Below are 11,179 nucleotides of genomic sequence, written 5' to 3'. Positions count from 1 at the left end.
GATCGCCGTCTTGCCAAGACCCCTGCCGAGTGCTGATCTCGTGTCAGGTCATCTGCGGACGGGTCAGAGTGGAGGAGCTGGCTGTCAGCCCGTGGCGTCGGGCGGGCAAGGATCGGCTGTACGTCAACCTGCCGGGCCCGCGTGGTCAAGCCGTTGCATGGCTGGACTGCCTGACCGGGGTGGTCACGATCACCGATGCCGCACACGAGTCGCCGGCGCTCGATCGGGTCAGGGATTGGTGCCGGACCAGTGGCCGGTCGATCCCTCCGCTGACCGTGGTCTACACGCTCTCAACGCCTCCCCCGGCTCCTGCCTCACAGCGCGCCCCGGCTCCGCCGGCCTCACCGCCCGTGCCCGTGCCGCCGGCGGCGATTCCCGCTCTGCCGCCATACACAGCTGAGGACGACCTTGCCTCGAAACCGTCCCGGACAGGGCGTCCGGGGCGTGATCCAAGCTGACGAGAGCAAGCGGAAGTGGCTGGTGCGCGTGGCAGCCAAGCTCTCCGGAGACAACCTCACCCGGTCCGAACTGAGCAAGGGGCTGGACGGGGAGAAGCTGGTCGGCGGACTGCTCGACGGGCTTCGGGCCCAGGGCTGGTACGTGTTGCACCCCGTCCCGCTGCCGAGCGGTGCGGACATCGACCATGTGGTGATCGGGCCACCCGGGGCTCCGCCAGTACATCCAGCCCGGCCTGGGCCACCGGACGCTCGCCGAGATCACCCCGGCGCGGGGTGCGCTCCTGGCGGTCCGCGCTGCTGGAGGACGGGGCCGGCGAGCCCTCGGTGGTCAAGGCGTACCAACTGCTGCGGGCCATCATGAACACCGCCCTCGACGACGAGTTGATCCAGCGCAACCCGTGCCGGATCAAGGGAACCGACACCTACGACGTGCCGGAGCGTCCCGTTCTCTCCGTGACAGAGTGTTCGCCGTCGCCGAGGCGATCGGACCGCGCTGGCGGGCCCTGGTCCTGCTGACCGCCTTCACCACGCTCCGCTTCGGCGAGCTGGCCGCGCTCCGCCGGCGGGACGTCAACCTCGCGAACCGGCTCGTCCGGGTCCAGCGCAACCAGGCGGAGCTGAACAGCGGGCGGCTCTACGACAAGGCGCCGAAGAGCCGCGCGGGCTTCCGGCCGGTGGCCTTTCCTGCCAAGATCGTCGATGACCTGGCCCACCACCTCGACCGTTACGCCGGCCCCGGCCCGGACGGGCACCTGTTCATCTGGCCCCGCGGCGGCAAGCTCCCCCGCAGCAACTTCCGGGACGACTGGATCCGTGCCCGCACCGCGGCCGGGGTCAGTGAGGATGACCACTTCCACGACCTCCGCCACTCCGGCAACACGCTCGCCTCCCAGAACGGGGCCAGCACCCGTGAGCTCATGACCAGGATGGGCCACAGCAGCACCCGGGCCGCGCTCATCTACCAGCACATGACCAGCGACCGGGACCGGGCCATCGCCGACCGCATGAGCGAGGCCGTCCGGAAGACGCTCCAGCGCGACGACGTGGCCACAGATTCCGATCACTAGCTTCGACAGCGCACGCAGCCGGTCCGGTGTTCCTCCGGACCGGCTGCACTGCTGCCTGCTATGACCGTGGCGACCCCGGTGGCCGAGCGTGATCACGCTCACGAGACACTCCGATTCGCACATACGTACTACAAGCTCAGCAGAACGGAGCCTGATCTCGTGCCCGCCTCCGCCATACCTTCGCCCCGGACCGAACGGCCTGCCGCCGCCTTTGCAGATCTGTCCGGGGTCGATCTCCAGCTCGATGCGTTCTACCCAGGTGGCACGAGGGGCAACAGCTCGGATGACCCGATCAACCGGCTCGTCCCAGGTGTCGGCAACCAGGGCGGCTTCAGGCCTGCCGGGTCGCCGAAGGAACAGTCCGTACGCCTGGCGGTCCTCTACACGACCGGACGGCAGCCTGACTGGCCGGATGCCCTCGACCCGCAGACCGGCGGCTTTACCTACTTCGGCGACAACCGGACCCCCGGCCACGAGATGCACAAGACTCCCCACAGCGGGAACCTCCTCCTGCGCGACGTCTTCGCCGCCTCCCATGAGGGGCCCGACTCCCGCCGCCGGATACCGCCCTTCCTCCTCTTCGAGAAGGCTGGCTCTACTGGCCGCGGCGTGCGGTTCCGCGGACTGCTCGCACCTGGCGGACCTGCGCTGACCTCGGACGACGAGTTGGCAGCGATCTGGCGTACCACCAACGGCCAGCGGTTCCAGAACTATCGGGCGCGTTTCACCGTGCTGGATCAGGCCGTGATCTCGCGTACCTGGCTCCACCATGTACTGGGCGGCGGTGACGCTCTGGAAGGCGGCTGCCCTGAGGCTTGGCGGGCCTGGGTCGAGACCCGTTCCTACATGCCACTCGCGGCTCCTGCGACGACCGTGATCCGCAGCCAGACGGAGCAACTGCCATCCGACCCTGAATCCCAGAAGATCCTGGCTGCTGTCCGCGAACACTTCCGCGGCCGGGAACACGACTTCGAGCCGTGTGCTGTCGAGCTGTGGCGCCTGCTCGCGCCGGCGACCGGGCAGGTCGAGGTGACCCGCCGGAGCCGCGACGGGGGCCGGGACGCGGTCGGCCAGTACCACCTGGGCCCTCCCGCAGACCGGATCGCAATCGACTTCGCGCTTGAAGCCAAGTGCAAGTCGCCGAACCAGTCGGTCGGGGTCAAGGAAGGGAGCCGGCTGATCTCCCGGCTCCGGCACCGGAACTTCGGGGTCCTCGTCACAACGTCGTTCTTCAACCGGCAGATGCAGGAGGAGATCCGTGACGACCAGCACCCTGTGATTCTGATCTGCGGCCGTGACATCGTCGACCTGCTTCGCCAGCACGGCTACACGTCCGTTGCGGCGGTCGAGGCCTGGTTGGCTCAGCGCTTCCCCGCGTCGGCACCTGGCACGCCAGCGGCACAGCCCTACTGAGACCCCAGAAACGATCAAGGGCCAGTCCGGGAGGATCTTGCCTCCGAACTGGCCCTTCTCATCCGTGGGCGCGGACGGTTTCGAACCGCCGACATCTGCTTTGTAAGAGCAGCGCTCTACCGCTGAGCTACGCGCCCCGGGGTCGTGTGGGCCCGGGGCGGGCGCACGACGAATGCTTAGGGTACCTGGTCCGGGGGGTGGTGTGTGCAGGTGGTCGGGGGGTGGGGGCGGGTGGGGTGCCGGTGGGGCGGGGTGATCGGGAAGAATGGGTGATGGATCAACGGTCGGGAACCAGGGAGCGCGCAGTGAGGGTGGCCGGCGGAGGCGGGCGGGGGCGGCGGTGGCCGGGGAGCGCGGTGGCCGAGGCGCTGATGCTGCCGCTGGTCGTCGCCGGTGCGCTGGGGGCCGCGGGGGCGGCGTCGTTCGGGACCGGCGGGGGCTGGTGGGGGCGGCGCGGCGGGGACGGCATGCGGGCGGACGCCCGGGCCGCGCGGGACGCGGCGCAGCAGGCGTTCTACGAGGTGGACTCCACCCAGCGCGAGGTGCGGCTGGCGGTGGAGACGGTGCGCTCGGCCGGGGACAGCGCGACGGCCCGGCGGGCGCTGGCGGACTTCGAGGCGATCTCCGGCCGGGTCGACCAGGTGACCGTGAACTACCTGACCGCCCTCGACGCGCACGACCTGGACGCGGAGGACCTGGAGTCCGGGGTCGCGGCCCGGGCCAAGCACCAGCTGGACGACGTGAAGGGCCAGCTCGGCTCGGCGCTCGCGGAGCTGAACGACTTCCTGCGCAAGCTGCAGCCGACGCTGGAGCGGGCCGAGCAGCAGCTGATGCGGGTGACCCCGGCGATCGAGCAGGCCAAGCGGGCGCTGCTGGCCGCCAGCAACGCGCTGGACGCCGCGCGCGGCGCCGGGCTGCGGGCGGACGAGCTGGCGGCGCGGCTGGCCGAGCTGGCGCCGGAGCTGGGGCGGCTGAACGAGGGCGTGGCGCAGCACGGGGTGCCGGGCACGCTGGAGCGCGCGGACCGGGTGCGGGAGCGCGCCGAGGCGATCGCGGCGGAGGCCGGTCAGCTGCCGGAGCGGGCCCGGGAGATCGACCGGCGGGTGGCCAGTCTGCGGACCAGGATCCAGGCGCTGGAGACCAAGGCCGGGACGGTCGAGCCGGCGCTGAGCGAGCTGCGCCGGCGGTTCTCCACCGCGTGCTGGCAGGACCTCCAACGGGTGCCGGACCAGGTCGAGGAGACCCGGCGGGCCGCCGAGGGCAAGCTCGCCGAGGCCGCCCGGGCCCGGGACGAGCAGCGCTGGGCGGACGCCACGGGCGCGCTGGGCACGGTGCGCGCGCTGCTGGAGACGGCGGACGGGTCGGTGGTCGCGGTGAACGAGCGGCTGCGGCAGCTGAACGAGGTGCAGATCGACCCGCACAAGGAGGTCGAGCGCGCCCGGTTCGCCCTGCGGGACGCCCAGCGGCTGGCGATGGCCGGGCGGCAGGCGCCGGATCCGCGGCACGCCGGTCCGCTGGACGCGGCGGTGGCCCGGCTGGACCGCGCGGTGGCGGAGCTGGAGTCGGCCGGGCGGCACCCGGACTACTGGCGGTTCCTGACCGAGCTGGCCGCGGTGCGGGAGACGGCGGCGCACGTGGTGGAGTTGATCCGCGGCGAGCTGGGCGGCGGCGTCCGGTAGCGGAACGGGCAACAGGGCAGCAGGGCGGCAGGACAACAGGGCGGCAGCGGGACGGACAGCGGGCGGTGGCGCGGATACGCTGGCGGGCATGCCTCGTTATGACTTCCGCTGCCGCGCCTGTGGCGCCACCTTCGAGCTCCGCCGTCCGATGGCGCAGGCGAACGACCCCGCCGTCTGCCCGCAGGGCCACCCGGACACCGTGAAGCTGCTGTCGACCGTCGCCGTCACCGGCGCGGCCTCCGCCGGCGGCGCGCCGCAGCAGGCCCCGTCGGCCGGTGGCGGCGGGGGTTGCTGCGGCGGCGGCTGCTGCGGCTAGCGGTCAGCGGTCAGGAGACCGTGACGGCGGCGGCCGGCTCGACGGCCTCGCCGCGCACGCGGGCCAGGAAGCGGCGGACGATCTCCTCGCCCGCCGCCACACCCACCTCGTCGAGGACGGTGACGCCCGGCGCCGTCCATCCGGTGTCGGCCAGCTCGCCGTGGCCGGGGCGCCAGGCGGCGTCGGCGGCGCGCAGCAGGTCGGCGTCGAGCAGCGAGTCCCCGGCGGAGAGCACCGTGGCCCCGCCCACCCGCCGCACGACCTCGGCCAGCGCCGCGCTCTTGCTGAGCGGCGCCGGCACGGCGTACACCTTGCGCCCCTGGAGCGAGACGGTCCACCCGCGCTCCGCGCACCAGCCGGTGAGCTCGGCGAGCCAGCCCTGCGGCAGCTCGGCGCGCTCGACGACCAGGTAGGCGAACAGCTCGTCGGCGACCCGCCGCTTGTGCGTCCACTCGGGGTCCGCGCAGAGCGCCAGGTGCTCGACCACCTCGGCCAGCGGCGCCGCCCCGGCGGCCAGCCGGGCGGCCATCTCCTCCTGCCAGTCGGCGTCCGGCACGCCGTCGACGAGCAGCCGGCCGCCGTTGGCGCAGATGGCGTACGGCGGGACCCAGCCGGGCGTCGGGCCGGGCAGGTTGACCCGCTCGTACTGGGCGCGGGTGCGGGTGGTCGCGGGGACGAGCAGCGCCTCCCGGGCGAGTTCGACGAGCAGCCCGGCGGCCTCCTCGGTCATGAACGAGAGCGCCTTGCCGTCGTGCACCTCGACCGAGAGCAGGCGCGGCGCGAGCCGGTCCGGCACGTCGAGGGCGAGGGCGCGGTTGGAGTAGATCAGGGTGCGGTCGAGGTCGCTCGCGACGACGAAGCGGCCCGCGGCGCCGCCGTTCATGCCACCACTCAGGTAACCAGTCATCGGGGCTCAGGACTCCTTCACCAGGACGGCCGTGCCGGAGGCGCCGGTCGCCCCCCGGGTGTAGCGGGGGTGGATGAGGCCGACGCAGGAGTACGGCAGGTCGTCCACCTCCTCGACCGGGACCCCCCGCTGGGCGGCGAGCAGCCGGACGTGGTCGAGGTCGGCGCCCGCGCCGCGCCGGGCCAGCACCCGCCAGGGGACGCGGCGCAGCATGACCCGGGTGGTCTCGCCGACGCCGGGCTTGACCAGGTTGACGTCGTCGATGCCGAACTCGGCGCTGATCCGCTCGACGGCGGCCCAGCCGGCCCAGTCGGGGGCGCGCTCGCCGGCGTGCTCGGGAGCGAGGAAGCGCCCGGCGGCCGCGACGGCCTCGGCCCGGACGTCCGCGAAGTGGTCGGCGACGGTGTCCAGGAAGGCCCCGGAGACATCGGCGCCGGCCAGCTCGGTGTAGTGCTTGGCGCCGTGGAAGTCGTCCGGGCCGATCAGGCCGGAGCGCAGCACGGTGCGTGAGACCAGGCCGGAGACGGTCGAGTTGAGGCAGGCGGAGGGGATCAGGAAGTCGTCCCGGGTGCCGAAGGTGGACACGCAGCGGCCGGGGTCGGCGAGCACGGCGAGGCCGGGGTCGAAGCCCGTGCCGGCGAGCGCCTCGGCGAGTTCCCGGGTGATCGCGCCCTTGCCGGTCCAGCCGTCGACGAACACCACGTCGGCGGCCCGGTGGTGGGCGTCCAGGTAGCGCAGGGCGACCGGGTCGATGCCGCGGCCGCGGACGATGGAGACGGCGTAGTGCGGGGCGTCGACGCCGTGCCCGGCGGCGAGCCAGCGGCGGATCAGGATGCCGACGGGCGTGCCGGCGCGGGCCAGCGAGGCGAGCACCAGGCCGGGGCCGCGCTCGCGCAGCAGGGTCTCGGCGACGGTGCCGACGGCGAGCGCGATCCGCCGGGCGGAGGCCCGCAGGGCCTGGTGGAACAGCTCCTGGTACTCGGGGCTCGGCTGGTACTCGACCGGCAGCGACTCGGCGTAGTGGGCGCCGCCGTTCTGCACCGCCTCCTCGCGCTCCTCGGTGGGCGCCTCCAGGGCGACCCCGGAGAGGTCCTTGAGCAGCCAGGCCACCTCGTCGGCCCGGTAGGAGGAGAACGCCGGGCCGTACAGCGGCCGCGGCAGCGCGCCGGGCCGGTGGGACGGCAGCACGGCGAGCACCACCCGGTCGGTGACCCGCCGCAGCTGGCCGAGCAGGGCGCGCTCGCCCCGGTGCAGGGCCGGGGTGTCGGCGACGTCGTCGACCACCAGGACCACGGTGTCGAAGCGGCGGGCCGGGTCGGCGCCGGGGGCGACGTTGTAGGCGTAGCGCTCGCGCGAGGAGTCGTCGGCCGGGTCGTCGTGGGCGGGGAAGGCCAGTCGGGTGCGGATGGCGTAGCCGGGGTCGTCGACGGCGAGGACGGGCGAGCGGGTGGTGGTGGAGCTGTGGACGCGGTCGGCGCCGCCGGGCAGCCGCTCGGCGAGGGCGCCGGCCAGGCGCAGCGGGGCGTACATCAGCTCCTCGAAGCCGAGCACCAGCACCCGCCCGCCGCCGTCGCCGGAACCGCCGTCGGAGCCACCGCCGTCGGAGCCGCCGATCGCCTCCGCCAGCTGATCGGCCAGTGCCGGCAGCGCCTCCTCCAGCCGCGCCCGGTGCTCCGGGGTGAAGCCGTGCCGCCCGCCGTCGGGCAGGCCCTGCGGCCAGGCCAGGTCGACCCGCACCAGCGGCGCCGGCGGGCCGGCCGGCGGCTCGGATGCGGGGGCGGAGGCCGGCGCGGCCTCGGCGATCAGCCGCTCGGCCCGGTCCAGGATGTCGGCGGGCAGCTCGACGCCGCCGCCGGCCAGTGCCACCAGGTCGAGCCGGGCGCCGAGTTCGGCGGCCGTGTCGGCGAGCCGCTGCCGGTCGGCGGCGCCGCGCAGGTCGACCAGGGCGACCACCACGTAGTGCTCGCGCGGGTGGCGGGCGTGCAGGGCGCGGATGGTGTTGAGCACGGTGGTGCCGGTGGAGAACTCGTCGTCGACCAGGACGAGCGGCCCGTCGCCGGCGAGCAGCGCGGGGTCGGCGGGCAGCAGCAGGTGCGAGGTGGCGTGCGAGTGCTCCTCCTCGAAGCCACCGAGCGGGGCGAGGCCGGGCACCGGGCGGCGGGTGGAGTGCAGATAGGGGGCGTCCAGCCCGTCGGCGACGCTGTGGCCGAGGCCGGTGGCGGTCTCCGCGTAGCCGAGCACGACGGCGCCCGCGAGGGCCCGCTCGCCGAGCGGGTCGAGCAGCTCGCGGACCCGGCGGCCGAGTTCGAGGCCGGCGCCGTGCACCACGGCGGGGCGCTGCGGGACGTGCTTGCCGAGCACGGTGGAGACCAGCAGGTGGGCGCGCTTGCGGTTCTCCCGCAGGGCGAGGCCGACCAGTTCGGGAAGGCGCTCGGAGCCGGTCAGCGTGACGCCGGCCCGCTCGGCCACCCAGCGGCCGGTCCACTCCCGCTCGCCGGCGCGCCGCTGCGCCCCGGTGCGCTCCTGCTCTGCTGCTGTCACGAAGGGGTCCTGCTTTCGGTGGTGCGGTGGGATGGGCACGGTCGGAGGGGGTCGGCGGCTCAACGGTCGGAGAGGAGCCGGCGGCTCAGCGGTCGGAGGGAGGCCGGCGGCTCAGCGGCAGAGGCAGGCCGCCAGCAGCTCGGCGAAGCTGACGTCCTCACGGGCCACCCCGAACACCTCGGCGCGCAGCATCACCCGCTCCGCCCAGGCCCGGTGCGGCTTGGCCTCGTTCATCTTGTTGGTGTACGCCGAGCGCAGCACCCCGCCCCCGCCGCGCTCCTGCTGGAGGATGTCCCGGGCGTCGCTGTACTCCTCGTGCGTGACGACGGAGAGCGCGTGCACCGCGGGCACATGGCTGGGGTGGATGCAGGTCTTGCCCAACAGGCCGTTGGCGCGGTCGAGTTCGATCTCGCGGATCAGCCCGTCGAGATCGTGCTCGATGATCCGCCGGCGGACCGCCTCGCGCGAGGGCTCGGCCTCGGCGAACGGGGTGCGGCGCAGCTGCGGCTTGAACATCCGCTCCTGGACCGGGAAGTACTCCCAGACCGGCCCGGTGACGGTGAACCCGGTGCCGTCGGCGCGGCCGAGCACATTGACCACGTCGCCGATCACCGAGGCGACCAGGGCGACGTCGTACGCGGTCAGGTCGGGCGAGCGGCGCAGGCCGTAGGCGGCGCAGAGGTCGGTGACGCCGAGGCGGACGGCGAGGACCCGCTCGCGGTGCTTGTCGAGCAGCCGCGCTATCCCGAACAGCTGGTCGCGGCGGGTCTCCAGGTGGGCGAGCTCGGGGGACTCCAGGACCGGCATGGCGAACAGCCGGTGCCCGGTGGCCGCCTCGGCCACGGCGAGCGCCTCCAGGAAGTCCCCGCCGGTCTCCTCGGTGAACTTGGGCAGGACGAAGCCGGTGAGCACGCCGATCGCCGGTCCGAGCCGCTCGGCGAGGTCGGCGAGCTGGGCGGCGGTCCGCACTCTGATGAAGAGGAGGGGAAGATCCTGTGCGCAATCCGTGGAGACATCGGTACCGCCGACACCCTCCGTGACCTCCGTCCACAGCTCGCCGAGCCGGGCCACCAGGTTGGCCTCGGCGTCCGGCACCTCGTGGTCGGCGATGGCGTCCTCCAGGCAGAGGACCATCGAGACGACCCCCTGCGCGGCCTGCTTGCGGATGTCCGCGCGCAGGGTCGGCCGGGTGGCCGGGCTGTAGAGCGTGGCGCCGAGCGCGGTGGCCAGCACGGCCGGGTCGCCGTCCGGGGCGAACTCCCCCGGTGCCATGAGAAAGAGCCGGTCGCGGACGTCGTCCGCGAGGTGGCCGAAGTGGCGCAAGGTGCTCTCCTCAGGAGTTCGGCCGCCGGTCCGGCGGAGGCGGGGAGGGGCGGCGACGGGCCCCGGTGCTGCACCCGGTTCAACCGGCTCCACGGCCCCGGTGGTTCCCGGCCCGGTTCCGGCCGGTCTCCGTCGACCGGCCCCCGGCGTCTCCTGCCCGCCCATCGTACGGACGGCTCCGGGCGCGCGCCGGTTCCGCAATGGCGAATTCTCGGAAGGTTACCCTCCACTTCACAAACCGCAAGCGTTGGCAAAGTCCCACCACGACGCCTCCCCCGGTCACGTTGTCCGAAGGGGTGGCGAACAGGCAGGATGGTCGGCTATGACGCACGTGATGGCCAAGGGCGCCAACATCGCACTGCCGGTGGCGGCGGTCCGCGCCGTGCTGCGCTGGAGCGCCACGCCCGGTGCGCCGGACGTGGACGCCTCCGCACTGCTGCTCGGCCCGGCCGGCAAGGTCTGTTCGGATGCCGACTTCGTCTTCTACAACCAGCCGCGCCACCCCACCGGCCTGGTGCGCCATCTGCCCAAGCAGCAGAGCGCCGACGGCAGCGAGATCACCGACACCGTCGAGGCCGAGCTCGGCAAGCTGCCGGCCGACGTCGACCGGGTGGTGCTGGCCGGCTCCTCCGAGGGCGGATCGTTCCGCGCGGTGGGCGGGCTGCGCCTGCAGCTGTTCGACGCCGCCGCCGGCGAGGGGGCGCCGGCCCTGGCCGAGTTCGCGATGGGCGACGGGGACGAGGTCACCGCGCTGGTCGCGGGCGAGCTCTACCGCCGGGCGGGCACGTGGAAGTTCCGCGCCGTCGGCCAGGGGTACGCCTCCGGGCTGATCGGCCTGGCCACCGACTTCGGCATCACCGTCGAGGACGAGGGCGGCACGGGCGCCCAGACCGCCACGACCCAGCCCGCCCCCGCCCAGCCCGGACCGGCCGCGGACCCGCGCACCGCGCTGCCCGACCCCCGGCCGGCCGGCCGCCCCGAACCCGGCACCTTCACCCTGGCCCCGGCCGTCCCGCAGCCCGCCGTCCCGCAGCCCGCCGCCGCCCAAGCCGCCCCGGCGCCGGCCGGCGTCCCGGCCAACACGCCCCCGCCGCCGCCCAACCCGCCCACGATGCCGCCGAACGTCCCGCCGGCCCCGACCGCGCCGCCGACCGGGCAGCCCGGCTACGGCTACCCGCCGCCGAACACCGCCCCCCGGCCCCCGCAGCAGGGCGGCTACGGCCACCCCCAGCAGCCCCCGGCGCCGGGCTACGGCTACCCCCAGCAGCAGGCCCCCCAGGCACCGCAGGCCCCCCAGCAGGGCGGCTACGGCTACCCGCCGCCGAACACCGCGCCCCTGGCGCACCAGCAGCCGCCGGCGCCCGCCGCCGCCGAGGAGTTCGCCCTGCCCCCGCAGGGCCCACAGTTCCAGCCCCGCTGAGCCACCGCCCCCGTCCGAGTCCCCACCCGAGCCCCCGCCCGAGTCCCCACCCGGA

7 protein-coding genes, 1 tRNA gene and 2 pseudogenes are annotated in these 11,179 nt (G+C 74.3%); 6 read left to right on the top strand and 4 right to left on the bottom strand.

Annotation, left to right across the window (positions count from 1 at the left end):
- Nucleotides 1–444: 444 nt before the first annotated feature.
- From ABTX81_RS39660 to ABTX81_RS18170, 3 genes and pseudogenes are all read left to right on the top strand, one after another.
- Nucleotides 445–654, top strand: a pseudogene (locus tag ABTX81_RS39660) (nuclease-related domain-containing protein); the annotation flags it as partial.
- Nucleotides 655–667: 13 nt separating this feature from the next.
- Nucleotides 668–1,525: pseudogene (locus ABTX81_RS18175) on the top strand (tyrosine-type recombinase/integrase); the annotation flags it as partial.
- Nucleotides 1,526–1,585: 60 nt separating this feature from the next.
- On the top strand, nucleotides 1,586–2,938 hold the full coding sequence (locus ABTX81_RS18170) for a restriction endonuclease (RefSeq protein WP_350546502.1): 1,353 nt from the start codon (nucleotides 1,586–1,588) through the stop codon (nucleotides 2,936–2,938).
- A 65-nt stretch (nucleotides 2,939–3,003) separates the two neighbouring features.
- Here the strand turns inward: ABTX81_RS18170 and ABTX81_RS18165 are convergent.
- Nucleotides 3,004–3,075 (bottom strand) — tRNA-Val (locus ABTX81_RS18165).
- Between the two features lie 135 nt (nucleotides 3,076–3,210).
- Here ABTX81_RS18165 and ABTX81_RS18160 point away from each other — a divergent pair.
- Both ABTX81_RS18160 and ABTX81_RS18155 read left to right on the top strand, forming a co-directional pair.
- Nucleotides 3,211–4,617, top strand: a complete 1,407-nt coding sequence (locus ABTX81_RS18160; protein ID WP_502892799.1) for a hypothetical protein — start codon at nucleotides 3,211–3,213, stop codon at nucleotides 4,615–4,617.
- 88 nt (nucleotides 4,618–4,705) lie between these two features.
- Nucleotides 4,706–4,933, top strand: coding sequence for an FmdB family zinc ribbon protein (locus ABTX81_RS18155; protein ID WP_350546499.1), 228 nt, complete (start codon nucleotides 4,706–4,708; stop codon nucleotides 4,931–4,933).
- A 10-nt stretch (nucleotides 4,934–4,943) separates the two neighbouring features.
- Here ABTX81_RS18155 and ABTX81_RS18150 read toward each other — a convergent pair whose 3' ends face one another.
- From ABTX81_RS18150 to ABTX81_RS18140, 3 genes are all read right to left on the bottom strand, one after another.
- Nucleotides 4,944–5,840 (bottom strand): HAD family hydrolase, encoded by an 897-nt coding sequence (locus tag ABTX81_RS18150; RefSeq protein WP_350546496.1) that lies wholly within the window; start codon nucleotides 5,838–5,840, stop codon nucleotides 4,944–4,946.
- 6 nt (nucleotides 5,841–5,846) lie between these two features.
- Nucleotides 5,847–8,381: a phosphoribosyltransferase gene (locus ABTX81_RS18145; protein ID WP_350546493.1), complete on the bottom strand. Its 2,535-nt coding sequence runs from the start codon at nucleotides 8,379–8,381 to the stop codon at nucleotides 5,847–5,849.
- Nucleotides 8,382–8,492: 111 nt separating this feature from the next.
- Nucleotides 8,493–9,704 carry an HpcH/HpaI aldolase/citrate lyase family protein gene (locus ABTX81_RS18140; RefSeq protein WP_350546488.1) on the bottom strand — a complete coding sequence of 404 codons (1,212 nt, stop codon included), beginning with the start codon at nucleotides 9,702–9,704 and terminating at the stop codon, nucleotides 8,493–8,495.
- 322 nt (nucleotides 9,705–10,026) lie between these two features.
- On the opposite strand from ABTX81_RS18140, the gene ABTX81_RS18135 reads away from it, so the two are divergent.
- Complete coding sequence (locus ABTX81_RS18135) at nucleotides 10,027–11,124, top strand: TerD family protein (RefSeq protein WP_350546485.1); 1,098 nt, start codon at nucleotides 10,027–10,029, stop codon at nucleotides 11,122–11,124.
- The last annotated feature ends 55 nt before the right edge of the window (nucleotides 11,125–11,179 follow it).

This window comes from Kitasatospora sp. NPDC097605 (assembly GCF_040302725.1).
GTDB lineage: Bacteria > Actinomycetota > Actinomycetes > Streptomycetales > Streptomycetaceae > Kitasatospora.
This window is presented reverse-complemented; position numbering and strand designations above follow the sequence as displayed.

Coding starts and splice junctions, on each gene's coding strand:
- ABTX81_RS18170 (WP_350546502.1), top strand. CDS start 1,586: ATGACCGTGGCGACCCCGGTGGCCGAGCGTGATCACGCTCACGAGACA.
- ABTX81_RS18160 (WP_502892799.1), top strand. CDS start 3,211: ATGGATCAACGGTCGGGAACCAGGGAGCGCGCAGTGAGGGTGGCCGGC.
- ABTX81_RS18155 (WP_350546499.1), top strand. CDS start 4,706: ATGCCTCGTTATGACTTCCGCTGCCGCGCCTGTGGCGCCACCTTCGAG.
- ABTX81_RS18150 (WP_350546496.1), bottom strand. CDS start 5,840: ATGACTGGTTACCTGAGTGGTGGCATGAACGGCGGCGCCGCGGGCCGC.
- ABTX81_RS18135 (WP_350546485.1), top strand. CDS start 10,027: ATGACGCACGTGATGGCCAAGGGCGCCAACATCGCACTGCCGGTGGCG.